The organism is Shewanella maritima, from assembly GCF_043643735.1.
Classification (GTDB): domain Bacteria; phylum Pseudomonadota; class Gammaproteobacteria; order Enterobacterales; family Shewanellaceae; genus Shewanella; species Shewanella maritima_A.
The window spans coordinates 114,070-138,121 of sequence record NZ_JBHZSM010000003.1; the positions used below are offsets into that span (position 1 = coordinate 114,070).

A 24,052-nucleotide genomic window follows, 5' to 3' on the forward strand; every position below is an offset into this window, starting at 1 on the left:
CTCCAGTTAGGACTGTGTTGGATAGGCTTGATTATCTCAAGCTCGTATTATGCGATGCAAGTTAACCATAATTTGACTTTATCAGGCAAGTTGTAACTTTATATTGTATACAATTACAAACTGGCTATGATAGATACCATCATATAAACAGTCCACTTACTGTTTATTCCTTTATTAGTTTTAAATGTAGACAAATGAGTGTTTTAAGCTGCAAAGCTTAAAGCGACATTTTCTGTCTAGGAGTTACGCTGCCATGGCAATTAATACAGAGACATTTGCTAAAAATACACAAATTAACGGGGCAAAGGGGATTGGTGGGCAATCGCCGCAACAGGCATTAGCCTTATTGTCAGATATGACCCAAGGGGTAGCACCGATTTCATTGGCTGAGTATCAAGCGCGTATTGCCCATGCCCAAACGCTGATGCAGCAGCACAGTATTGATGCGATATACCTTAATGCTGGCACCAACTTGTATTATTTCACTGGCACCCAGTGGTACGCCAGTGAACGTATGGTTGGAGCTATTCTACCTGCTCATGGTGAACTTCAATATATTGCCCCAGCATTCGAACTCGATACCCTTGAAGGCTATATGGTGATTAAGGGGAAAGTGAACACATGGCACGAGGATGAAAGCCCATACGAGTTAGTCTCTAAGGTGCTGACTGATATGATGCCAAATAAAGATATCACCCTTGGCATTGATGAGTCTGCCGCCTTTTTTGTGGCTAACGGCATTGCTAAAGCTGCGCCTTCGATGCAATTAGAGGATGCGAAAGCGATTACCGCGGGTTGTCGCATGATTAAATCAGCCAATGAATTAGCTATTATTCAACGGGCGATGGACATGACGTTGGTGGTGCATAAAGCGGTTGCCAGTATCTTGCACGAGGGCATCACAACAGCACAGGTGACCGCGTTTATTGATGAGGCGCACCGTAAAGTGGGCGCAACTACAGGTTCGTTTTTTTGCATTGTATTATTTGGCGAAGACAGTGCTTACCCTCATGGGGTTAAATCTCCTAAGTCTCTGGCTATCAACGACACTGTATTAATTGATACCGGTTGCGAACTGTTTGGCTATAAGTCTGATATTACGCGAACGTATGTGTTCGGAGAGCCAAGTGACCGCCAGCGACAATTGTGGCAATTAGAGCAACAAGCGCAATTGGCCGCCTTTGATGCGGCTATAGTAGGGCTTGCTTGCGGCGAGGTTGATACTGCTGCGCGTAACGTGCTGGTGGAAGCAGGCTTTGGGCCTGGATATGACATTCCCGGTTTGCCGCATCGAACAGGACACGGTATTGGTTTAGATATTCACGAATGGCCATACTTAGTGAAAAGTGACACCACACCACTTGCTGCAGGTATGTGCTTTAGTAACGAGCCGATGTTATGTGTGCCGGGAGAGTTTGGTGTGCGTCATGAAGATCACTTCTACATGACCAATGATGGCGCAAAGTGGTTTACTCAGCCTGCATTATCTATTGATGATCCTTTTGGTAACGTTTGATCATCTTTTTACTCATTGCTGAACTCTAATTACCTTTCATTGCAAAGCCTCACCCCAATATTAAATTGGGAGTGAGGCGCTATGATCGTTAACAGCAGCTGTTATTACTTTTGCCAAAACTGGCGTCTGCAGCTAAATCTGAAGAGCTAGCTGAAGCGATGTCAGCTTGCTGGCAGGCATGATTTTGAATCGCGCCATTGGCAGCACCCTTTGTGAGTGCTTGTTTTAGCAATTCAAATGATCCCATGATATTTTCTCGTTTGGTGGCAATATTCATTCTCATAAACTGACCACTTTGTTCACCAAACCAAGCGCCTGGTGTGAGTCCCATTTTGGCTTGCTTAAATATTTGCTGTGTAAGCTGGTCTTCACTTAACTCAAGTCCACTGAAGTCGAACCAAACTTGGTAAGTTCCTTGAGGTTGGTACATGCGAAGCCTAGGAATATGTTGCTTGATGAAATCATTTATCCAATCAAGCGTGCCTTGCAAATACGCCATCATGTCATCTAGCCATGCATCGCCATGTTGATAAGCTGCAACAGTGGCATAAGAAGATAAGGCATTAGCATGGTCCAAATATAAATCGCTAATATGCTGCTTGATCTTGCCATGTAAATCTGGGTTATTGATATAGATATAACCGTGTGAAATGCTATGCATACCGAATGTTTTTGCAGGTGAGCCCAATAACGTAATTATGTTGTCACTCTCAAACTGAGTAAGGCTAGTAAATACATTGCCTTGATAAATGATATCGGCGTGTATTTCATCACTGATAATCAACACGTTATGACGTTGAGCTATAGCGACCACATCGGCTAGTTCAGCCCGTGTCCAAACGCGGCCTGTGGGATTATGTGGATTACAAAAAATCATTGCTTTAACCTGATTATCAATGATTTGTTGTTCCATGCCTTTTAGGTCTAGTTGGTATTCCCCTTGAATCAATTGCAGATCATTTTTGATTAACGTGCGCTGTGCTTTCGTTATTAATCCTGAAAACTGGTGATAAGCTGGTGATTGAATCATTACCGCGTCGCCTTTATCGGTCAGTTGCCTTAGTAACAGTGCAATACCAGATAACACCCCTGGCACCTGGACAAAGTGCTCCGGTGAAAGGGTGATTTGATGGCGTCGAAGATGCCAGTTGGAAATGGCTTCAAATACAGCTTTCTCAATAAACTCGTACGAGTATACCCCTCGAGAAACTAAGCGCTGTAGTTCATCGCTAATAGGTTTTGCGATAGAAAAATCCATATCTGCTACCCAATATGGAAACACATCCGTGCTGCCATAGAATTGGTTCAGCATGGCAGGTTTACTTTTAATAAATTGATTGTCTGCGACTGGCGCGTGTGGTGAAAAATGCATTCGTGTTGCACTCCATTAAATTAGGTTATTCCCTAGTTAAGACGGAGTCAGTTAAAAAAAGACGAAATAAAGTTGTGCGAGCGTAAGTGGTGATGAGTAAGAGGTGATCAGTGAGCGCTAAATAGACGCGGTGATAAGTAAGTAGACTAAGCGCAGTGCTTACCTATAACGCTTGCTTCAGCATAGGGCTGAATAGCACACGCTTAGTCATTTATTCGCAATGCAAATATCTGCACTACGGATATTTGCACTACGAAATTAAGCAACAGTGATTAATTGATTGCAAACAGTTCCACATCAAAAATCAACACAGAACCACCTTCAATCTTACCCGTTGCGCGGTTTCCATAAGCCAGTTGACTAGGGATGTAGAAACGGAATTTGTCACCCACACTCATTAATTGCACACCTTCAGTCCAACCCTTAATGACTCGGTTTAATGGGAAATCGATGGTTTGGCCGCGGTCAACCGAACTATCAAACACAGTGCCATCAATAAGAGTGCCATGATAATGCACTGTCACCGAGTCAGTAGCTTTAGGATGCTCGGTATTGTCGCCTTTCACTAGCACTTCATATTGCAAACCAGACAGCGTTTCAAATACCTCTTCGCGTTGGACATTTTGCGCTAGAAACTCTTTGCCCTTAGCGATATTTTCTTTGGCTGCTTTTTGATTATTCATGTGGGTAAAAAAATAAAAAATGACGCCAGCAATAACGACGACAGCAAGTAACATTCTCATGGGGTTTCTCGTAGTGAATTAGCTAAGGGCTTGTTTATATCATATTTACCTGATTTGCGTTAACGATACACGTCCAATTCAGTGACGATATGTATTTATGTGACGGCAAAAGTGGCAGCTTGTAAGTAAACATACAGCAGATATAGCACTGCCAAAGTTTGGAATGCGGCGAGGAACCAAAAGGGAATTAGAAAGGCGCGCTTTTGGGTTTTATGTCGCAGAGATTGCATCGCCCAATAAGCCGCTGGCCAACAAGCGAGCACACTAAACAACAATAAGGTACGCTCCCTAACACGACGCTTTTGTTGTTTATGCATCTTTGCCGCTCGTTTATCAATAAAAAATATCAAGCCAGTCAGCATATTGAGCACTAACCACACGATGGCGATGTAGGGGTGGTAAAGGTAACCACAAGTACCAAATAAGCAAAAACAAATCAGCGCAACTAACATCATGATGGGCATAACTAAGCCTGTTTCTTATTGATTAAATGTCGCAGAAGGTACTCCAGTGGCCCTTGTTTGAAAAACTGCAAATACAGGAACGCGATTAATACTTGCATTAGGCTAAACGCGAGCGCAAATAACATGTAATCAGCTCTATCAAATTGGCTCTGCCATTGCGGAAACACATGCCTGAAGCACATAATGCCAACAATAGATTGAAGGATATATAAGCTCAACGCTAAACGCCCCACTGATTGTAGCGGCACCAATATATTGGCATTGTTTTTACAGACCTTAACGATAATGTGCAGGTAAATCATGGCCATTGGAATGGCTGAAAGGGTCATTAATACATTTGATAACTCAACGAGTACGGCGCTTTCATTAAAGCTCAGCAGGCTATCGGCACTTGATAACAGTAAAGATAGACAAAGTAGACCAAGTAGTTGTTTCTGACGAAAACCATTTTCTAAGTAGCCTTGCTGAAAAAGCGCAATGCCAATTAGCATCATGGCGCTACAATACCAAAGCGTACTAAAAGGTAAGATAAGTAGCATAAAACCTGTCATGACTAACTGCATCAACAACTGACCAAGGTAACCACCTGTCCAAACCTCCAGTTGGGCTTGGTAAAGCTCTGAGCCTCGATAAAATGGCTCATCTTCAAGGGTCATTGAAATAACGGCAATAAATACTGTGGACACAGTCAGCATAATTAATGCTTTTTTGATTAAGCTTTTAGGCGTGTGTTCGCGATAGTGGTACACCAGAAAGCTACACACGCCATAAGTCAGTAATATATCGCCAGAGAAGATGAATATGCTATGCACTGCGCCAAATATTATTAGCCATTTGGCTCTGCTAGCGATAATGGGATAGGGCTCAATATGTTGGGCTTTGATGCGTCGAAATTGTATGTAAATGCCAATGCCAAACAACATGGAAAACAAGCTAATAAAACGACCTTCAAGAAAGAAGTTGCTAAAGATTTCCCAAAAAATATCGACAACCAGTTGCGGCTGGTGGGGCGGATAACCATAAAAGCTATTACCCATAAAATAGATATTGAGAAAGAAAATCCCTAGTAACGCAAAGCCTCTAATGGCATCGAGGTTGGGTAAACGCTCCGTTAGCATTGCTGATGGAACATCGTTGCTGACTGACTCTTTGTGTGCTTGTTCCGTATTAACTTGGCTAACTGCCTGCATATCGAGTTCCATTCGAAAATAAGATGACAAAAGCGTTACGTTTTTTTACTGTGCAACCACGTCAATGTGGTGAGTAGTAGAATGCGGCCAGCTTTTTACTTACGGCTATAACGTCAGTTAATGCTAGAGCAGTCAGGCTAAAGTGGTACACACTCATTACACGGTAACAAGTAATGATGCGAAAAAAAAGAGGTAACCCATAAGGTTACCTCGTAAAGTATCAAGCAGACATTGCTAATGAAGGTTAAAAATATTGAAACTTACTTCATTGGCTTTTCAGAAATCCACAACTTAATGGTGCCTTCAACAACGACGACACCTTTGTCATCGTAAGCTTTGACATCCACCAACATATCACCGACTTGCCATTGCTCAGGATGAACTTGGGCAACACATAAAATATCGCTCCCTGCCTTGGCGGTGTAATTGACACTCATACCTTTAGGGATCCAACGAAGATGCTTAGGGATCGATGCCTCGGCCATCGTGCCCATTGCCATTTCTAACCCGTTACAAATGGCGATGACATGTACAGTACCAATGTGATTTTGTACGCGTTTGCGTTTTTTGATTAATACTTCACAGCGATTCTGCTTTAAGTCAGTCACCTTAGGGTTCACTGTGCCAAAATAGGGCGCCATCCGTGAAACCATTTTAGAGAAAATTTGTTGTCCAAAAGGGTATTTGGTCACCTTTTGATAAAGCGCCATGACTTTATTTACTTTTGTGGTCATCGTCATTCCATGTATAAATCCATCTGGTCGGATGAGGTTAACATTCTTGTTACTTAATTTGAAATAAATATTCATTATCAATGCTGTTGAATCACAGTATAATCTGCGCGAACCAGCATGATTAAGGGCATATTTTGAATAAGTTTGTGGTATATCTAAAAGGCATGGCGATGGGCGCTGCTGATGTGGTCCCCGGTGTTTCTGGTGGAACGATTGCATTTATTACAGGCATTTTAGAGCCTTTTCTTGATGGTCTCAGAAAAATCAATTTTTCCTTGTTCGGCATTATTAAGCAGCAAGGAATAAAAGCCGCCTTCATGCACATTAATGGGCCATTTCTGGTGTGTGTGTTCAGTGGTATTCTAACCAGTATTTTTACCCTCGCTAAACTAATCTCTTGGTTGCTAGAGACCCATCCGATCCCTGTATGGTCATTTTTCTTTGGCTTAATCCTGTTTTCTGTCGTGCACGTGGCTAAACAAGTTAAACGCTATAACTTAGCCCGAATAGCATTGTTTATTGCAGGTGTTGCTTTTGCTTGGGTGATTACTGTGCTTAATCCTATCGCCCTAGAAGCTACTTATTTAAACTTCTTCTTTGCTGGCTTAATCGCAATTACAGCCATGATTTTGCCCGGTATTTCAGGCAGTTTTATGTTGTTGCTATTAGGTATGTACCCTGCTGTGTTAGCAGCGGCAAAAGGCTTTGAAGTGAGTTATTTGGTGTGTTTTGCCGCAGGTTGTGCCATTGGCTTACTGAGTTTTAGTCATGTGTTATCGGCATTGTTAAGGCACTACCATGATGCAACTTTGATGTTTTTAACCGGATTAATGCTAGGCACACTAGGTAAGATTTGGCCATGGAAAGAAGTACTCACATGGCGCGAGAATTCTAAAGGCGAACAAGTGCCGTTAACGGAAGCTAATTTATCGCCAATGCAATTTGAACAGGTAACAGGTGAACCATCACAGTTATTACTCGCCATTGTGTTTGCCATTGTTGGCATTGGTTTAGTGTGGGGCTTAGAGCGCTTTGCTAATCACAATAAATAACACTTAGCGCTTGTATTAACGCTTCTGTTAACGATAGCTAGTTAGAGTCTGACAGTTATTGTCGCAATGAGGTGTTGATGGAATTGTTGGTTGAATATGCTAAGGCGGATCAGAGGCGATCCGCCTTTTGTTTTCAGCCCTAAACCATCTACTTCAGTAGGTGGTTATCATCAATTAGGGTTTGCCTGTATCTTTGTTTGTATGGCATGCCAGCTTGAGGTTGATTCAGCTATGCTATGATATTTAAAGCACGCAGCAAGCACATTCCTGTGGGCTCGACGAAAACATCCATGTTTTCAACGGCTTTAAATATCATTACTCATAGATGCTACTGAGGCTACAAAATAACTGAAACGCCCCCTTTTAGGGGGCTGAATGAAAGCCACCTTCTTCAGAAGGTGGATTCTTTACTTTTTAATTTACGTTGACGTTATCGCCAGAAAAGTACTTTTGCTGTAACTGAGATTTAGGCATTGGTTTATCAAAATAATAACCTTGTATAAGATGACATTTGTACGCAGATAAAGTTTGGTATTGCTTTAGTGTCTCTACACCTTCCGCAACAACTTTGATATCAAAAGTTTGACTGATTGCCATAATGGCCTCAATCAGTGCGTTGCTTTGAGAGTTGTGATTGATGTTTTCAACAAAGCAGCGATCTATTTTAATTTCGGTTATGGGCAAGAAGTTCAAATAGCTTAATGATGAATAACCGGTACCAAAGTCATCGAGTGAAATTCCAAAACCGACATTTCGTAAAGTGTCAAGGATGGGGGTGACTTGGTCTACATCATCAATAAATACATTTTCGGTGATTTCCAGTGTTATCCGCTCTCTATTTATGCCTACCTCATCAGAAACGTCAATCAAGCTATTTACAAAACCATCGCAAAGCAGTTGTTTAGGCGAAATATTAATTGATGCACATAATGCTTCATGTCCATTACTGGATACACTCAATATGTCTTTGCAGGTGGTTTTAAAAATAAATAAGCCAATGTCGATAATTAAGCCTGTTTGTTCTGCTGTTTCAATAAACTTAATCGGCGGCACATCTCCGAGCTTTTGGTTATGCCATCTGGCGAGCGCCTCAACACTCACTATGCGTTTGCTGTCGGTGTCGATTTGAGGTTGGTAATGCACTGTTATTTCATTGTGTTTAAGGGCTTTTCGCAGTTCTTCTTCAACGAGGTAGTCGTGTTGGATTTTTTGGCTGATTTCGTTACTAAAATATGCAATGGCATCACAGCCAGCTTTCTTAGACTGATTGAGTACAATATCGGCTTTTCTGATTAATGACTCTGGTGTATCACCATCTTGTGGGTAAATGCTTATACCAATGTTGCAGTGTGCGGTTAGGTTTTTTCCATCAATAATCAACTTTTCTCTTAAGATACTTTGAATTCGTTGTAATAGATCTGTTAGTTCCTGTTGCTGATTAATATTTGGCGCGCAGAAAATAAATTCATCGCCACCAAAGCGTGCAATGCTGTCATGTTCGCCTAACAAGCTTTCAAATTTACTGCTGATGATTTGTAAGAACTTGTCGCCTGAGGAGTGTCCGTAGAGGTCGTTAATTTTCTTAAAATCAAATAGATCTATAAAAATAATGGCAAGCTGCGTATTTTCTGCCTTTGCAAATTGGATACCTTCGTGGATGTCTTTAGATAAAGAAGCGCGATTAGGCAACCCCGTGAGATTGTCATGCATTGCCATGTGTTGCATTTTTAATTGATTTTCTTGTAATGCATCAAATGACTCCTCGAGGTTTGCTTGAAAACGGTTTAAGCGATTAATAATCATCTGACTGACGACTAGGCTTAATATAATGATGAGCAAGGTTGAAAATACACTTAACAACAAGATGTTGTTGAACTTCTTTTGATTCAATTGATTTAATTCGTTTAACTTCTCTTCAAGGTAGTCATTAAAAATATTGGCACTAAAACTGGTACCTAGGACCCAATTCCATTCAGGATAAGCCTTGATATAGCTGACTCTTTGCGGGTGTGTTTGCAGTCTTGATATTGTCATGTCATAGGTGAGATGAGTACCTTCGTTAGCGAGATTATCAATGTCTGACTGAAAAAGAGATGCATCTAGTTTGCTAATTTCGTTTATATTTTTTCCTCTTAGTTCTGGGGAACTATGAGCGATAATCCTACCTTCCTGATTGATGATGTAGAATTTAGTATTGTTATCTTGCGGAGCATTGTTAAACCACATTGTTAATTCAGACTTTAAGTCATCTTCCACATCATCAAGGTACTCACCAGTGCCAATAAACCAGTCAAAATGTGCAAAATATTTACCGAAACCGAGCTTTTCAAATTCAATATCAATGGGCTGCTGTGGTTTTTGGTATTGCCATTGATAAAAGGCTTCGCCCTGATTATTTTTTATGAGATCGATGTGTTCTTTTAAAATAAGCGTACCCTTTTGGTCTTGGGCATTGATTAGTTGCTGGCCTTCTAAGTGGGTTTTTAATGGGTGCATTACATTCATGCCATCCATTTGAAAGATGAAAAAGTAGCCTCGCTTCTCGGCATAGCGGATAGGCCTTAGTGCATTGATAATCATACTTTTAATTACATCATCAGGCTTATCACGGTTTTTTTGGTAGATGTTTTCAGCAATTTCAATCGCTTCGTACACTCTTTGCTTACTTTGCTTTTTTAACTGTGGGATGACGCTTTGGTATCGGTATTCAATGTAGTCGATAGCTTGGTTGACTTGGGACTGGATTTGCTGTTTTTGAGTTGCAATTATATCGTTTTCTAGAGACTCGATACTTTGTTGGGACTTTTCTTTGTTACTCAATAGAATCATTGAGTTAACTGCGACTGCAAAAGTAAGAATCATTAGGGTAGGCGCAAATTTTATCAATTTTACTAATTTAGCGTCATTGATGTTTGTGCCCATTTGTTTACCTTCCCTATGTGAACATTGATTGATTATAGAATAAACAGTGGCAAGGTTAATGATGGTGCGCACGTTTTTATATATTTTTATCCATGCATTTCACATTTTTACGCACTTAAGAACCTTGTCTATAGCCCCTTGTCTATAGCCATCGCCTTTTTGTTTGATTTGATGCGAATGCGTTAAATACCATTAAGCATAAAAAATTGAACTAATCTGCTATACAGATCGTATATGTTTAAAAATTATATAACTTAACTAATCTGTTGTTGCTGGGTTAAGCCCTTCAGTGTAGTTGGTGGTTAAAGATAGTGGCTATTAGAGCGTAATAATTAGGAATTGACTATTCGCACTTAAATTAGGAGGGGAGTATGTCAAAGCTGCAAAGTGTGTGTGAGCAAAGTTCGAGTCAGGCTAACATTCAGATCGGCATTAGCAGTTGCCTACTGGGGCAACAAGTGCGTTTTGACGGAGGTCATAAGCAATCAATGTATTGTAAAAAAGAGATAGCCGCACATTTTGAATATGTGCCAGTTTGCCCTGAAATGGCAATCGGTATGGGCGCTCCTCGTAAAAGTATCAGGCAAATCAGAGATGGGGAGACGATTTACATCCGCAGTGCTGATGGCAGCGTAGATGTGACTGATGACCTCAATCGATTCAGTGAGCAAAAGGTGGCCGAACTGAGTGATTTAGATGGCTATATATTATGTGCAAAATCACCTACCTGCGGAATGGAACGTGTCACGCAATATAAAATAGGTACCAACAACGGTACTAAGTCAGGTGTCGGGGTATTTGCCCAAAAATTAATGCAAACCTATCCGCATTTGCCTGTGGAGGAAGAAGGGCGATTACATGATCTCGTGTTGCGTGAAAACTTTTTTACTCGCGTCTTTGCGCACAATGATTGGCAGAATATGATGCGCTCTGGCGTGAGCAAACATAAATTGATTCAATTCCACTCGCGTTATAAATACATGCTGATGGCCCATAGCCCTGCTTGGTATCGCGATTTGGGTCCAATATTGGCAAATATTGAAGACGTTGAGCAAACTGCGGCTCAATATTTTGCTGGGTTTATGACTGCGCTGAAAATTAGAGCTACAAGAAAGAATCACACCAGTACCTTGCAACACCTTCAAGGCTACTTTAAGAAAAAGCTTACAGGCCAACAAAAACAAGAGCTGTCGAGCATGATCATGAAATATCGTGAGGGATTAGTGCCATTGTTGGTACCCATTACCTTGATTAATCATTATCTCACGCAATTTCCGACTGAGTACATTGAGAATCAGGTATACCTCAACCCGCACCCTGAAGAAATGAAGTTACGCTATGCCTATTAGTCTGTGTTTGTAAAATCTAGGCCATAATTTGGCGTCTTGAATGTACCGAGTGAACACATCCCCATGAATACATTAATGTGGTTTAGGCAAGATTTACGACTAACTGATAATCAAGCGCTCACACAGGCTTGTAAAGCCGTAACAACAACTGCTGGTGGTAGCGTGAGGGCTGTGTATTTTGCTACGCCTTTGCAATGGCAACGGCATGATGTCGCAGCAATACAAATCGATTTTATCAATCGCCAAGTTAACTATTTAGGCCATGAACTCGCAAAGCTAGGCATACAACTGGATGTGATAACCGTTGCAGATTTTCGGGCGCAAGAAAACGCATTAGTCGAGTATATCGAGCAATATGACATTGACGCAGTTTATGCCAGTGTCGAGCCAGAATGGAATGAATCGCTCCGTGATAAAAACATCGTTGATTTGCTTAGTCGCGGCACCGATAGTGGATTAACAAGGCCATGTCTGCTGCATTTATTTGACCAACACTGCGCTATTGCGCCGGGCAAAGTGACAAACTTGTCTGGGGGCATGTATAAGGTATTTACCCCCTTTGCTAAAAAGTGGCGTTCGCTGGCACTATCGTTACCTTTCCAACCTTTGCCTTGTCCTAGCATCAAACTAGGAGGGCGAATTGCTGTGTCCTTCACTGATGTCCCGTTCGAGTTAGGCAATCATTACCCACAGCAAGTGAGCAGCCAAGCTTGGGCCGTAGGGGAACTCGCTGCCAGTGACCAGTTAAACCAGTTTATTGCCAGCAAAATTACCTTATATGCTCAGCATAGGGACTTTCCTGCAATGCAATTCACAAGTGGGATCTCACCTTATTTAGCCATTGGTATGTTAAGCCCAACCCAATGTCTCGCTGCGATACTGATCCAATTCCCTGATGCATTGGTGAACGAAGCGAGCCGATGTAAAACTTGGATTAACGAGATTATTTGGCGTGAATTTTATCGTCACCTGTTAGTGGCTTTTCCAAAGCTTTCGCGAAATCAAAACTTCAACGCGTTGGGTGACAATATCCAATGGCGTAATAACCTAGAAGAGTTTGATGCTTGGTGTCAGGGGAAAACGGGTTACCCGATTGTCGATGCTGCCATGACACAACTGAACCAAACGGGTTGGATGCATAATCGTTTACGCATGGTAGTCGCCAGCTTTCTCACCAAGCATTTACTCATTGATTGGCGCTGGGGCGAGCGCTATTTCAAACAAAAGCTGATTGATGGTGACTTAGCTGCAAATAACGGTGGTTGGCAGTGGTCTGCTGGTACGGGGTGTGATGCCCAGCCCTATTTCAGAGTGTTTAATCCTCACACACAAAGTGAAAAATTTGACCCTCAGGCGCAGTTTATCAAACAGTATTTACCACAACTGCAACACTTCTCAGCAAAAGCGATTCATCATGGTGAATTGACGACTGTTGCAGATTTATTTGCCCCTGATATCAGTCATTACCCTGAAATGATTGTTGATCATAAAGCCGCACGTCTTCGCGCCATTGAGGTGTTAGGGGCGTTAAAAAAGAAAGCTTAAACAAGTCTAGCGGTAACACTAGGGGCTATACTCAATTCAATCTTGATCACAAATACATGAATTCCTCACTGCTGCTTGGTTAAGGATCGGCGTGTGACCATTGCAGTTTATTTAAGATGCATTTAAAATGCATGTTATAGTGTATTGAATTAAATCAAATTGATTGGGTAGCAAACATGCTAAACATTGATGATCCAAAACTAGTTGAAACCACCCCCGCGCTGTTTCGTTTAGGCTTTAGACCTTTCTTTTTAGGCGGTGCAATCTTGGCTACCGTATTCATTCCACTTTGGTTACTGACCTGGTATCTGCCGCAATTCAGTATTTTCAGCACTGGCTTTTGGGCAAGTGTATTACCTCTGTGGTGGCACCCCCATGAAATGCTATTTGGCTTTGCATTAGCGATAGTGTGTGGATTTTTACTGACCGCGGTGCAAACTTGGACGAATCAACCTACTGTAAAAGGGGCGTCTTTAGCGGTTATTTTTGGCTGTTGGTTAACCGCAAGGTTGTTATTGCTGCTGCCGTTTGAAATCCCCATTATTCTTGCTGCAATTTTTGATAGCTTATTCTTAGGGTTAAGCGCTGCGGCATTATGGCGCTGTATTTACCCAGTGAAGCAATGGCGTAATATTGGCTTTCCGATAATGTTAATGGTGGCCATGCTGGTTAATTTACTCAGCTATTATGCCCTGTATCAACGTGACTTCGTATTGGCGACTCAAATCTGGCAGGCAATGATTTGGTGGGTGGCATTGGTCATCACCATTGTCGGCGGTAGAGTCATTCCATTTTTTACAGCGATGCGCATTAAAGCAGCAAAACCCGATCCCATAGTGTGGTTAGATTGGAGCATTATTTTGCTGATGATCACGCTGTTTATACAAGCTTTGACACATGTGTTGCCAAAAGGTATCGAACAGTTCATTCTTGCCGCCGCTGGCACGTTGCAATTAGTGCGATTTGCCCGTTGGCAAGGGCATAAAACATTGAAAGAACGCATGTTATGGTCACTGCATATTTCATATCTGGCTTTACCGCTAACCCTTTTAGCGTTAGCTTGGCATATTAACAACGAGCACGCTTACCGTACTTTATTGCATTTATTTGCGATAGCAGGCTTAGCCTCATTGTGTTTGTCGATGATGTCTCGAGTGTCTTTGGGTCATACTAGCCGCAATATCTATCAAGGCCCGAATATGACATTGGCATTTTTATGTTTACCCATAGCGGGTTTATTGCGCGCTGTGATGCCGCTATGGATGCAAGAATATAGCCAGTTTTGGTTGTGGAGTGCCTCAGCTTTTTGGGCGGTTGGATTCGGCATGTTTGTGTGGTTTTATCTACCCATTTTATCGCGTCCTAGAATTGATGGACGACCAGGATAAATACTTTCAGGATAAATACTTTTTAGGAAAACAAAGTTATGAACTTACGTGTTAGTGCTGCTTTAGGTTTTGCTGTTGGCATGTCTTGCTTAATGACATTCAACGCAGTCGCAGCGGGTGATAAAGTTGACCCGAATCAACAGAAGTTTCCTGTGCAATACCAAACTTGGTTAGCAACGCAGGAACAGTCTGAATCAGAAGATATGTTGGCCCATTATCCTGCAAGCATTATTTTATGGGCGGGTTCATCATTTGCAAAAGAATACCGCAGTCCGCGAGGTCACCAATTTGCAGTGGCTGATGCTACTCACACGCTCAGAACCGGTGTTGCTGTGCCCGAAGGTGAAAAAGGGCTGTCAGCAAGCTGCTGGACTTGTAAAACCCCTGATGCACCAAGGTTAATGAAAGAAATGGGTGTAGAAGGCTTTTCAGCGGCTAACTTTGCCGACTTAGGCACCGAGATTTCCGCCACGGTTTATTGCTCAGATTGTCATGTTGATGGCAAAGCGGATCTTGCACTACCTAGACCTCATGCCCAAGATGCGATGGCGAAAGTACAACTGCCTTTTGAAAAGCAGTCACTAAACATGCAAGGGGCACAAACTTGTGGTCAATGTCATGTGACGTATTACTTCCAGCCTGAAAAAAGTAATAAAGTTAATATCCCATGGATCTTCGGTAATACCGCTGATGACATTGAAAAATACTATGATACTCGCCGATTCTACGAGTGGATCCACCCAATTTCAAAAACGCCTATCTTGAAGTCTCGCCACCCAGAGTTTGAACACTGGAGCCGCAGTGAACATGCTGAAAAAGGGGTCACCTGTATTACTTGTCATATGCCGGTAGCCACTGATGAAAAAGGCAATGAGTACACTGACCACAAAGTGGGGAAAGCGCTAGATCACTTTGATAGCGCCTGTGCCGGTTGCCACACTAGCGAAGCAGAAATCACCCGTACGTTAGACAAACATAAAGCAGATATTGATGCTAAAGCCCGTCAGGTGGAAGACTTATTAGTCAAAGCCCACTACGAAGCCAAAGCCGCGTGGGATGCAGGCGCAACATGGCCGTTAATGAATGACGCCATCATGGGGATTCGTCATTCACAATGGCGTTGGGACTTTGCCATGTCATCCCATGGTTTATATGCCCACAACCCAGAAGAAGGTCATGCACTGCTGGATAAAGCCATTGAGCAAGTCACCATGGCAAGAAGACTATTAAACATGGTGCTTAAGCACACCGGCGCTGATGATGTGGTTTACCCAGATATTAGCACCAAAGAAAAAGCCCATGCCGCGATTGGCTTTATTGAATCTGATGCAGTGAAAGCAAAAGAGAAGTTCATTAAAGAAGAAGTGGAGAAACACTGGGAGCCAGTGACGAACACGGGATATTAGTTGGTTTGGTCTGATATGACCATATAGCAAAAAGCAGCTTATCAATAAGCTGCTTTTTTGTTGATGGGTAACGCCCCGCGCTCAATTGGCTTGTTATATACTTTATTTAGCGTACCCATTAATTGGCGCAACAGTTGACCGCTGCTCGAAAGTATGGAGTTTTAATAGGTCTAGATTTTTGGTGTTAACAAAAACTATGAAGGTCTCAATACTTCCTGTACTTGAATACGGATATAGAATTGTACCTTTTGGTAATTCTCCAATTGCATCAGGAGATGACTGCAAAGTTAAAGGAGTCGTTAATTCAACCGCGCCGGACTCTAATAATTGCCACTTTTGCCAAAATACTCCAGCTATAAAGCAAAATATAAAACCTAGAATAATTCCAATAAATTTCAATTACGCCTCCATGCTCGACAAGGTATATTACGCCCGCATAGGGGCTATAATTGTGCAGCGAAACGGAACTGAGCCAAGCGTTAGCAGTCCCTTCACTTTATGCGCTTGTTATATGCACGTTACTCATCAAGTCGTCGTTCTTTTTCTGCTTCGGGTAATTTATCCCACAGAGTTTCATAGTAAAACTTTTTAATTAAAGGGTAATTAGCCTGTGCAAATTCTTTTACTTTATTAGCATCAGAATACTTCATCGGCTGATGAAATAATTCGTTAGCCTTTTCCATGAAATCAAATAACTCTACGAACTCATTTGGCGATAATTTAATTGAAGGTAAATTATCTACAATTTCAAATTCAGCATCTTTTGAATCAAAGATTTCTAACCAAATTGTACAGCCATCTTTGTCGCAACACTCAAGATCAAAAGCTCCGTCATAGACATCTACAATAGTTGCAACATCACCAACTTTAGGAGAACGTGTACCTATGTGATTTTCATCCAATGTGAACTCACGATTCAACTTTTTAATTCTGACGACTGAATATTGCTTCATCCGTGACCTTAGTGCATATAACTTTTAAATAAGGGGGCAGGCATGTGGGCTAAAATCCGAACGAAGTGAGCAGCCCACATGTTTGCGTCCCAGCCCGCGCAGCGGGCGAACTTGATTTTTTTGTTAGGTTAATAATTGCCAAACCTTATAAAAAGATAAGACTAGACCTAGCAAAATAAATAATAAACCCATAAAAGAATTAGTTCGCGGATATCCGGTTTCTTGAAGGCCGTTATGAACCCCTGGTACCGGTGGGTGAATTTTAGTTTGCAAAGGGTGATTAATCCATTCACCCATTCCGATAAGGAGGGCTGCTATCGAGAACACCTGAACAGTAGCATTTTCCACTCCTTTTAACTCTACGGTTAACGACAATACTAAAGTTACAGCACTAATAACCATTACTGCTTTATACCAATAATCGATTTTAAGGTTTTGAAGTGGATTACTCATTAAACATCCTTATTAACCTAACATTTATATAGTGCGCATGCGCATTTATTTTGAATACTTTGAAATATGCGCACGGTTAACTATTTATATTTCATTAAGTTATCAGAGAATGACCCAATACACCATCTGGTAAAATGCGCAAGATCAAATAAGGTTTAGTATTTGAGTTTTTCAATATCAATAACGTTGTGGCGTTTTATTAAATCATCATTTCTTAATTAACGTCGTGGTGCTTCGCCCACACCCGAGTTAAGGGGGAAAGCGCTTGTCCCCCTTAACAATCCCTCAGCGCCCCAACCAAGTTATTCTTTCAAAGCGAATAAGCTTCATACTCCAATAAAAATACCTAACAGCTCAGATGGCACATCCATGTGCCCCTGAGCTTTAACCATCATCCATGATGGTTATACGGTATTTTCATCTGCGTATTTCAGCAACTTGGAACGGGGAATAGCTGTAGGCTGCGACAGTGTTATGATGTTTAATACCTTAATTCCCATATTTAGTTTTGAGCTATTACATACGTACCTGCAGGCTCAATATTCTCCCTTGGAAGTGCCCGAATGCGTTGAGTTAATTCACGTGATGAAGGCAGGACGCCGACATAGCCTCAGATGAGCCATGGTCGCTCCTTGGCATCCATGCCAGCGCGACATTTGTATATCCATATACATCAGATGGCGATTATGAGGCGCTAGTTAATTCACTCTGTAGCATGAGGATTAGCACTTCGCGGGAGCTGCGGGGTGATCCAAGAGGGAGTCGCAGTTCACTCCCTTTTGGTCGGGTGTGGGTTGAAAACCCACGACGTTAATTCTATAAAGCCAAAAGGGCAAACGCAGTTTGGAAAAGAATCAACCAATAACCTTAAACAAACAAAATAGTTATGTTTTAACCTTCACCTGTGAATCAACCACAAACTCACCCAACTCACCAGTTTCAACCCTTTCCCTTACCGATTGTAACAGCCCATAGCTCAAAATCCCTATGGTCACAATTTGATAAATCAGCCCAGACCAAGACATCAAATAATACGATAGGCATAGGTTCAGGGCGTTGGTGATAACAAAGGCGATTTTTAATTGGTTGCCAGTGAGATATAGCAGGCTGAAACTCATTATCACACCAGAGGCAACGGCGCACCATTCAGCCCAATGCACTGCAAAAAATAGGCCTTGAGCGATAGCGACTGCACTGAATAGCAATGCAAATACGTGTGCCCGTGATGCCTGTTTACACCATGAGTTTTGGCCAGCAGTGAAGCGTAATAAGTTAAGTAGTTGGTTAGCCATGCCTAATGGGCTGCCCATCATGGCAAAGTGCACTGCGGTAAGAGTTGAGGCTGCCATATTGCCAGACATAAATGCGCGTTGTTGTTTTTGGGCACTGGCCCACCATCCAACAAACATGGAAATAAAACCCACTAATTGGGCCAACATTAACTCTGGTGAAATCGCAAACAACATAACATGACAGCTGATAAAAAGGCCGCGCAGTGTATGTTTTTTGAGCGAGAATGCAGTGATCTACATCATTTTTTACTCATTTGACCTAGGTTTGAGGTGAAATACACTGCCGAATGATATTGGCTGTTTCATAATTGTGTCATTAGGTTTGCTATAGATTTGCGCATTTGTGATGATGGTTGATGTAATTATTCACTTTTTACTGAGAAATTGGTGATCAATTTAGCTTAATTATGCGTATTGAATGATAAGTATGTGCAGTTAATTTTGCGCACAAGATACGTCTAAATTGAAATGGTTAGTCATTCATCTAGGCATGTTCAATTTTTCTCAGAGGAGAAGTTAATGTCATCTGTTGGAAATCAATCACCATTGAGTCATGCCCAATTGTCAGTAGAAGAACCACTGCAAACCGCTGGCACTGCCGCACCAGATGCTTCCAAAGTCAGCCGAGATAATACCGATGTACTGCAAGTGAATGCTCAGTACTCCAATGTATCTGTGCTAGACAGTTTTATTGAAATGTATCAACGCCTTAATAAGAATAATCTTGAGATACTTGCGCAAGTGTATGATGAAACTATTGAGTTTCAAGATCCCTTGCATCAAGTACTTGGACTGACAGCATTAACTGAATATTTTGCTGAGCTTTATAGCAATGTCTCCAGTATCGCTTTTGATATTCATCAAGTGCAATTGATGCAAACTGTTGATGGTTCTCAAGCGCAAATTGCCAATGCTTATCAAGAGCAAATTGCCAATGGTTCTCAAGCGCTACCTGAACAAGGGCTTCAATCAGCGTGTTTATTTTGGACCATGACTTACCAACATCCAAAGCTTAATCGCGGTCAAGCCATCAATGTTGAGGGCATGAGCCAGTTACAGTTCACTGACAAAATCATTAAACATCGAGATTACTTCGATGCAGGTCAGATGTTGTACCAACATGTGCCCATTCTTGGCAGCATGATCCGCATACTCAACAAGCGGATAGGGGGGCAGGCATGAGTCAAGCCGTATTGATCACGGGGGCGAGTTCAGGCATTGGTTTTGAATTGGCCAAGCATTATGTTGCACAAGGCTGGCAAGTGATTGCTTGTGGCCGAAATGCTCAGCAATTAGCTTTGTTATCAGGTGTGCACCCATTGGTATTTGATATCACTGACGCTTCGCAAGTCAAGGCGGCTGGCGAGCAACTTGCACATGTTATTGCGCAGCATGATTTGTCATTATCTGCTGTGATCCTCAATGCTGGCACTTGTGAGTACATTGATGATGTTATTAAGTTTGATAGTGCGCTATTTCAGCGTGTGATCCATACAAATGTCATTGCAACTGGCTACTGCCTTGAAGCATTTTTACCTCAGTTGGCTGCTGGTGGGCGCCTTGCACTGATGAGTTCAAGCGCGACCTTTTTACCGTTTTCTCGTGCGCAAGCATACGGTGCATCAAAAGCGGCAATCACCTATTTAGCCGATAGCTTACGGGTTGATTTAGTGTCGCGAAATATCGGTGTCAGTGTGATTAATCCGGGCTTTGTGGAAACCCCGCTTACTGATAAAAATGATTTTGCGATGCCCATGCGGATAAGTGCCCAGCAAGCAGCTCAAGCCATTTACAAGGGAATGATAAACGGCAAAAGTGACATTCATTTTCCGAAAAAATTTACTTGGTTACTTAAACTGTTCTCTTTGTTACCTAATGCATGGATTACCCGTGCGTTAGCGCCAAAACCTGCGCTACAACATAACGAAACTAGGAAAATGTCATGAAGAATATTGCTGTTATTGGTAGTGGCATTGCTGGCTTAACCTCTGCTTATTTACTTAGCCGTAAGCACAATGTCAGCGTATTTGAGGCCAATGATTATATTGGTGGCCATACCGCAACTGTCGATGTTGAGCTTGATGGTCAATCTTATGCAATCGATACCGGTTTTATTGTATTTAACGACCGGACTTATCCGCGCTTTCAAAAGTTGATGTCGCAAATCAATAGTTCAGCATTGCCGACCGAAATGAGCTTTAGCGTTCATAATGCGATGACTGGGCTGGAGTATAACGGTCATAACCTAATGAGCTTGTTTGCTCAAAAACGTAACGTATTTAACCCACAGTTTTATCGTTTCTTGAGTGAGATCATTCGCTTTAATAAGCAGTGTAAGCAGATTTATCAAACAGGCGAGTACCCTTGTGAATCCTTAGGCGAGTTTTTAGCAAGCTATCAGTACAGCGATTTTTTCTGTCAGCACTATATTCTGCCCATGGGGGCGGCCATTTGGTCGGCCAGTATTGACGATATGCGCGCGTTTGCCTTGCGCTTTTTCATTCGCTTCTTTCAGCATCATGGCTTATTGAACGTATCAGATAGACCGCAGTGGTATGTATTAGAAGGGGGATCAAGAAGTTATATTCCTGGTTTAACGGCACCTTTTAAAGAGCGGTTATTTCTCAACATGGGCGTTAAGTCTATTGTACGTCTAGACGATTCGGTCAAGATTTCGTTCGTGGATGGCAGTTCACAAATCTTTGATAGTGTTGTACTAGCTTGTCACAGTGATCAGGCGCTAGCCATGTTGGCAGATCCCAGTGAAGATGAACAAGCCATTCTATCTGCTATGGAATACCAAGATAATGAGGTGGTGCTGCATACTGACACCGCGCTGCTGCCTAAACGCAAAGCGGCTTGGGCAAGTTGGAACTATCGTCTAGACGGCGTTGACAGTAGTGATATTAATTCACGCCCTGCCAGCGTGACTTACAATATGAATATCTTACAGCGTTTACCTGATGATGCGCCTACTTTCTGTGTCACGCTCAATCAAACAGCATTAATTGACGAGTCAAAAATTTTACGCAAATTCAATTATGCTCATCCTGTATTCAACCAAGCCAGTAGCGAGGCACAGGTACAAAAATCACGCATTAATGGGGTGAATAATACCTACTTTGCCGGTGCCTATTGGTACAACGGATTTCATGAAGACGGGGTGCGGAGTGGAGTTGATGTGGCTGAGTTATTTGGCATCGCACTATGAAAACCACACTGAACTCGGTTGCATCAACGCTAAATACAGCTGTGGCAATGCCAGAAAAGGGTGTGAGTGACACTCGCCAAATGGATAATACTCTGATGACAGGGGTTTATCATGGGCAAGTGACGCATCAGCGCCTTGTGCCTAAGAAACATGGTTTTACATACGACATGGCCATGCTGGTGTTAGATTTAGATGAATTATCTCAGCTAGAGCAAACTTCCGCCGTGTTTTCGGTATCGAAAGCCAATTGCTTGCGATTTAATTGTGCCGATTATCTTAATCAACTGTCTTCTCAATTTGGCGATAAGCTGCAACTCTCCAATGAGCAACTTGCTAATACCCCTACAGGGCTTAAAGCCAGAATCATCGCCACCGTTCGCCATTTAGGGGGCGAAGGTGATACTGATAAAGTTGTGTTTGCTGGGCAAATTCGTCATTTTGGCTGGTATTTTAGCCCTGTTAATTTTTACTTTTGCTATCAAAAGGGGGCGTTAAGGTACATGTTGGCGGAAGTCAGCAATACTCCTTGGAATGAACGTCATTGCTATTTAGTGCAGATCAATTATCACCACGCACAGCCAACGCTCACTGATAAAGTATTTAGCGTCTCTCCCTTTATGGATTTACAAATGGGGTATCGTTGGCGAATTAATACCTATGCTAAACAATTAATGGTTGGTATTGATAATGTTTCACCAGAGTCTAAAACCTTGTTTCATGCAGGGTTGAAGCTTGAAGGAACGCCTATATCTGCTCAATCAATGCGCGGATTTTTATGGCGGTATCCATTGATGACATTCAGCATTATTGCGGGCATTTATTGGCAGGCATTAAAAATTTTCTGTAAACGCATTCCTTTCATAGGCAAGTCCGTTGCCAAATAAGTCTGCATCAGAGATAAGCCTAGTCGGTTACCTTACAGTTAGCAATTCGCGAGTCTGTACACTGAGTGTCATCACAAATCGTTAAGTTTGCTGATTGATTGTCAAGTTTCAGATATGCGCTGTGTAGTTAATTTTCTAAGTTTTCAATGAAGTGGGTGATGATATTTACCCGCGACAGATCTTTTTTATGATGAGGCTCGTATTACTTACTAATTATACAACTGTGCTCAGTTCACTAACTCAGTTCGAGCGTTCAGTTAAAGCGCTCAGTTAAAGAGAAAGTCTACGGTTCGAGAAGCGGAGATAAACATGGAAAATACAGCAATTCAGGCTCAACTCAGTCAAGCCAGCTTTAGTGATAGTTTGGCTAAAAAGGTACTAGTTAAAGCGCTTCAGCATCTTGAGCAAGGTTATTTGACCATTATTGATAATCAAAAAATTAGCAGCTTTGGGCATGAGGCTAGTCAACTGCATGGCACGATTGTGGTTAATCATCCCAGCTTTTACCGTCAGGTGATGTTATCCGGTTCAATTGGTGCGGGTGAGGCCTATATTCAAGGGCATTGGTCTAGCCCTGATTTAACCAAAGTTGTGCAAATTTTTGCCCGTAATCTGGGGTTGTTAGATTCCATCGAACGTTATTTTTCATGGGCAAGTCGCAGTATTAACCGCATTAAGCATATCTTTAATCGCAACTCGCAAGCTGGGTCTAAGCGCAATATCCTTGCCCATTACGACTTGGGCAATGATATGTACCAACAGTTTCTTGATCCGGAAATGCTGTATTCCAGTGCTATCTATCCAAGTCAAGATGCTAGTTTGTCAGAAGCGCAGTTACACAAACTGCATACCATTTGTGAACGCTTGGATTTGAAGCCTGGACAAACCTTGTTAGAAGTAGGCACAGGTTGGGGAGCATTAGCGATTTATGCCGCCAGTCACTACGGTGTGCATGTCACCACAACCACCATATCTGATGCGCAGCATGAATATGCTCAAGATAGAATCAAACAACTGGGTCTTGAAGGGCAGGTAAAACTGTTAAAGCAAGATTATCGTTTGTTAACTGGACAATATGACAGAGTGGTATCGATAGAGATGATTGAGGCTGTCGGTCATGAATACCTCGCAGGTTTTTTCAAAAAGTTAAATCAACTACTGAAACCCGATGGACGTATGTTGCTGCAAGCGATCACTATTGCCGATCAGCGTTACGATAGCTACCGCAGTTCGGTGGACTTTATTCAGCGTTATATTTTCCCTGGTGGTTGCTTACCGTCTATCAGTGAGATGACAAAACATGTGTCTAAATCTACCGATATGGTCGTCAGTGAAATTGATGATATTGGTCAGGACTATGCCAAAACCTTATGGCATTGGCAGCAAAACTTTGAAGCGGCTCATGAGCAAGTTTCGGCGCTTGGTTATGGCGAAGATTTTATGCGTATGTGGCAGTTTTACTTATGCTATTGCGAAGGTGGTTTTTTAGAACGCACGACCAGTGCGGTTCATTTGGTGGCGAACAAGCCGCAATATCGTCAAGCCATTTAGTGGCTTGACTCATTTCACCATGCCACA

At 42.1% G+C, this 24,052-nt stretch carries 21 protein-coding genes; 11 read left to right on the plus strand and 10 right to left on the minus strand.

Features of this window, described 5'->3' with window-relative positions:
* Window positions 1-253: 253 nt before the first annotated feature.
* Window positions 254-1,516: a M24 family metallopeptidase gene (locus ACHUGF_RS04715; protein ID WP_394129632.1), complete on the plus strand. Its 1,263-nt coding sequence runs from the start codon at window positions 254-256 to the stop codon at window positions 1,514-1,516.
* Window positions 1,517-1,604: 88 nt separating this feature from the next.
* On the opposite strand, the gene ACHUGF_RS04720 is transcribed toward ACHUGF_RS04715, so the two are convergent.
* From ACHUGF_RS04720 to ACHUGF_RS04740, 5 genes are all read right to left on the minus strand, one after another.
* Complete coding sequence (locus ACHUGF_RS04720) at window positions 1,605-2,888, minus strand: MalY/PatB family protein (RefSeq protein WP_394129633.1); 1,284 nt, start codon at window positions 2,886-2,888, stop codon at window positions 1,605-1,607.
* A 272-nt stretch (window positions 2,889-3,160) separates the two neighbouring features.
* On the minus strand, window positions 3,161-3,631 hold the full coding sequence (locus ACHUGF_RS04725; protein WP_394129634.1) for an FKBP-type peptidyl-prolyl cis-trans isomerase: 471 nt from the start codon (window positions 3,629-3,631) through the stop codon (window positions 3,161-3,163).
* 95 nt (window positions 3,632-3,726) lie between these two features.
* Complete coding sequence (locus tag ACHUGF_RS04730; protein ID WP_394129635.1) at window positions 3,727-4,095, minus strand: DUF1294 domain-containing protein; 369 nt, start codon at window positions 4,093-4,095, stop codon at window positions 3,727-3,729.
* A gap of 2 nt (window positions 4,096-4,097) precedes the next feature.
* Window positions 4,098-5,285 (minus strand): DUF418 domain-containing protein, encoded by a 1,188-nt coding sequence (locus ACHUGF_RS04735; protein ID WP_394129636.1) that lies wholly within the window; start codon window positions 5,283-5,285, stop codon window positions 4,098-4,100.
* A 260-nt stretch (window positions 5,286-5,545) separates the two neighbouring features.
* The gene (locus ACHUGF_RS04740) at window positions 5,546-6,025 is read right to left on the minus strand and encodes a hotdog fold domain-containing protein (RefSeq protein ID WP_394129637.1); all 480 of its coding nucleotides are present in this window, start codon (window positions 6,023-6,025) and stop codon (window positions 5,546-5,548) included.
* Between the two features lie 128 nt (window positions 6,026-6,153).
* Here ACHUGF_RS04740 and ACHUGF_RS04745 point away from each other — a divergent pair, with 128 nt between their 5' ends.
* Complete coding sequence (locus ACHUGF_RS04745) at window positions 6,154-7,071, plus strand: polyprenyl-phosphate transporter (RefSeq protein ID WP_394129638.1); 918 nt, start codon at window positions 6,154-6,156, stop codon at window positions 7,069-7,071.
* 414 nt (window positions 7,072-7,485) lie between these two features.
* On the opposite strand, the gene ACHUGF_RS04750 is transcribed toward ACHUGF_RS04745, so the two are convergent.
* A complete protein-coding gene (locus ACHUGF_RS04750) occupies window positions 7,486-9,993 on the minus strand; it encodes a bifunctional diguanylate cyclase/phosphodiesterase (protein WP_394129639.1) in 2,508 nt (835 codons plus the stop codon).
* 371 nt (window positions 9,994-10,364) lie between these two features.
* On the opposite strand from ACHUGF_RS04750, the gene ACHUGF_RS04755 reads away from it, so the two are divergent.
* The 4 genes from ACHUGF_RS04755 (at window position 10,365) to ACHUGF_RS04770 (ending at window position 15,681) form a co-directional block, all read left to right on the plus strand.
* Window positions 10,365-11,342, plus strand: coding sequence for a YbgA family protein (locus tag ACHUGF_RS04755; RefSeq protein WP_394129640.1), 978 nt, complete (start codon window positions 10,365-10,367; stop codon window positions 11,340-11,342).
* Between the two features lie 63 nt (window positions 11,343-11,405).
* Entirely contained in the window at window positions 11,406-12,887 is a 1,482-nt protein-coding gene (phrB, locus tag ACHUGF_RS04760; RefSeq protein ID WP_394129641.1) for a deoxyribodipyrimidine photo-lyase, read from the plus strand.
* Window positions 12,888-13,063: 176 nt separating this feature from the next.
* Complete coding sequence (locus ACHUGF_RS04765; protein WP_394129642.1) at window positions 13,064-14,275, plus strand: NnrS family protein; 1,212 nt, start codon at window positions 13,064-13,066, stop codon at window positions 14,273-14,275.
* 80 nt (window positions 14,276-14,355) lie between these two features.
* Complete coding sequence (locus ACHUGF_RS04770) at window positions 14,356-15,681, plus strand: ammonia-forming cytochrome c nitrite reductase subunit c552 (RefSeq protein WP_394129858.1); 1,326 nt, start codon at window positions 14,356-14,358, stop codon at window positions 15,679-15,681.
* Between the two features lie 102 nt (window positions 15,682-15,783).
* On the opposite strand, the gene ACHUGF_RS04775 is transcribed toward ACHUGF_RS04770, so the two are convergent.
* The 4 genes from ACHUGF_RS04775 to ACHUGF_RS04790 all read right to left on the minus strand — a co-directional run bounded on the left by ACHUGF_RS04775 (window position 15,784) and on the right by ACHUGF_RS04790 (window position 18,553).
* A complete protein-coding gene (locus ACHUGF_RS04775) occupies window positions 15,784-16,080 on the minus strand; it encodes a hypothetical protein (RefSeq protein WP_394129643.1) in 297 nt (98 codons plus the stop codon).
* A gap of 119 nt (window positions 16,081-16,199) precedes the next feature.
* Entirely contained in the window at window positions 16,200-16,634 is a 435-nt protein-coding gene (locus ACHUGF_RS04780) for a hypothetical protein (protein ID WP_394129644.1), read from the minus strand.
* Window positions 16,635-16,757: 123 nt separating this feature from the next.
* On the minus strand, window positions 16,758-17,087 hold the full coding sequence (locus tag ACHUGF_RS04785) for a hypothetical protein (RefSeq protein ID WP_394129645.1): 330 nt from the start codon (window positions 17,085-17,087) through the stop codon (window positions 16,758-16,760).
* An 884-nt stretch (window positions 17,088-17,971) separates the two neighbouring features.
* Window positions 17,972-18,553 (minus strand): YgjV family protein, encoded by a 582-nt coding sequence (locus ACHUGF_RS04790; RefSeq protein ID WP_394129646.1) that lies wholly within the window; start codon window positions 18,551-18,553, stop codon window positions 17,972-17,974.
* A gap of 345 nt (window positions 18,554-18,898) precedes the next feature.
* Here ACHUGF_RS04790 and ACHUGF_RS04795 point away from each other — a divergent pair, with 345 nt between their 5' ends.
* The 5 genes from ACHUGF_RS04795 to ACHUGF_RS04815 all read left to right on the plus strand — a co-directional run bounded on the left by ACHUGF_RS04795 (window position 18,899) and on the right by ACHUGF_RS04815 (window position 24,025).
* Window positions 18,899-19,561, plus strand: coding sequence for a nuclear transport factor 2 family protein (locus ACHUGF_RS04795; protein WP_463602276.1), 663 nt, complete (start codon window positions 18,899-18,901; stop codon window positions 19,559-19,561).
* Window positions 19,558-20,325: an SDR family NAD(P)-dependent oxidoreductase gene (locus ACHUGF_RS04800; protein WP_394129647.1), complete on the plus strand. Its 768-nt coding sequence runs from the start codon at window positions 19,558-19,560 to the stop codon at window positions 20,323-20,325. Before ACHUGF_RS04795 ends, ACHUGF_RS04800 begins: the two co-directional genes overlap by 4 nt.
* Window positions 20,322-21,590 carry an NAD(P)/FAD-dependent oxidoreductase gene (locus ACHUGF_RS04805; protein WP_394129648.1) on the plus strand — a complete coding sequence of 423 codons (1,269 nt, stop codon included), beginning with the start codon at window positions 20,322-20,324 and terminating at the stop codon, window positions 21,588-21,590. The genes ACHUGF_RS04800 and ACHUGF_RS04805 overlap by 4 nt, the downstream gene beginning before the upstream one ends.
* A complete protein-coding gene (locus ACHUGF_RS04810; RefSeq protein ID WP_394129649.1) occupies window positions 21,587-22,474 on the plus strand; it encodes a DUF1365 domain-containing protein in 888 nt (295 codons plus the stop codon). The genes ACHUGF_RS04805 and ACHUGF_RS04810 overlap by 4 nt, the downstream gene beginning before the upstream one ends.
* Window positions 22,475-22,783: 309 nt before the next feature.
* The gene (locus tag ACHUGF_RS04815) at window positions 22,784-24,025 is read left to right on the plus strand and encodes a class I SAM-dependent methyltransferase (protein ID WP_394129650.1); all 1,242 of its coding nucleotides are present in this window, start codon (window positions 22,784-22,786) and stop codon (window positions 24,023-24,025) included.
* Window positions 24,026-24,052: the final 27 nt, after the last annotated feature.

Bases quoted from the DNA above. Each gene is read 5' to 3' on its own strand.
- ACHUGF_RS04785 (WP_394129645.1), bottom strand. From the start codon at position 17,087: ATGAGTAATCCACTTCAAAACCTTAAAATCGATTATTGGTATAAAGCA.
- ACHUGF_RS04755 (WP_394129640.1), top strand. From the start codon at position 10,365: ATGTCAAAGCTGCAAAGTGTGTGTGAGCAAAGTTCGAGTCAGGCTAAC.
- ACHUGF_RS04740 (WP_394129637.1), bottom strand. From the start codon at position 6,025: ATGACGATGACCACAAAAGTAAATAAAGTCATGGCGCTTTATCAAAAG.
- ACHUGF_RS04800 (WP_394129647.1), top strand. From the start codon at position 19,558: ATGAGTCAAGCCGTATTGATCACGGGGGCGAGTTCAGGCATTGGTTTT.
- ACHUGF_RS04810 (WP_394129649.1), top strand. From the start codon at position 21,587: ATGAAAACCACACTGAACTCGGTTGCATCAACGCTAAATACAGCTGTG.
- ACHUGF_RS04795 (WP_463602276.1), top strand. From the start codon at position 18,899: ATGTCATCTGTTGGAAATCAATCACCATTGAGTCATGCCCAATTGTCA.
- ACHUGF_RS04720 (WP_394129633.1), bottom strand. From the start codon at position 2,888: ATGCATTTTTCACCACACGCGCCAGTCGCAGACAATCAATTTATTAAA.
- ACHUGF_RS04790 (WP_394129646.1), bottom strand. From the start codon at position 18,553: ATGTTGTTTGCGATTTCACCAGAGTTAATGTTGGCCCAATTAGTGGGT.
- ACHUGF_RS04715 (WP_394129632.1), top strand. From the start codon at position 254: ATGGCAATTAATACAGAGACATTTGCTAAAAATACACAAATTAACGGG.
- ACHUGF_RS04750 (WP_394129639.1), bottom strand. From the start codon at position 9,993: ATGGGCACAAACATCAATGACGCTAAATTAGTAAAATTGATAAAATTT.
- ACHUGF_RS04805 (WP_394129648.1), top strand. From the start codon at position 20,322: ATGAAGAATATTGCTGTTATTGGTAGTGGCATTGCTGGCTTAACCTCT.
- ACHUGF_RS04765 (WP_394129642.1), top strand. From the start codon at position 13,064: ATGCTAAACATTGATGATCCAAAACTAGTTGAAACCACCCCCGCGCTG.
- ACHUGF_RS04770 (WP_394129858.1), top strand. From the start codon at position 14,356: ATGTCTTGCTTAATGACATTCAACGCAGTCGCAGCGGGTGATAAAGTT.
- ACHUGF_RS04735 (WP_394129636.1), bottom strand. From the start codon at position 5,285: ATGCAGGCAGTTAGCCAAGTTAATACGGAACAAGCACACAAAGAGTCA.
- ACHUGF_RS04725 (WP_394129634.1), bottom strand. From the start codon at position 3,631: ATGAGAATGTTACTTGCTGTCGTCGTTATTGCTGGCGTCATTTTTTAT.
- ACHUGF_RS04815 (WP_394129650.1), top strand. From the start codon at position 22,784: ATGGAAAATACAGCAATTCAGGCTCAACTCAGTCAAGCCAGCTTTAGT.
- ACHUGF_RS04780 (WP_394129644.1), bottom strand. From the start codon at position 16,634: ATGAAGCAATATTCAGTCGTCAGAATTAAAAAGTTGAATCGTGAGTTC.
- phrB (WP_394129641.1), top strand. From the start codon at position 11,406: ATGAATACATTAATGTGGTTTAGGCAAGATTTACGACTAACTGATAAT.
- ACHUGF_RS04730 (WP_394129635.1), bottom strand. From the start codon at position 4,095: ATGCCCATCATGATGTTAGTTGCGCTGATTTGTTTTTGCTTATTTGGT.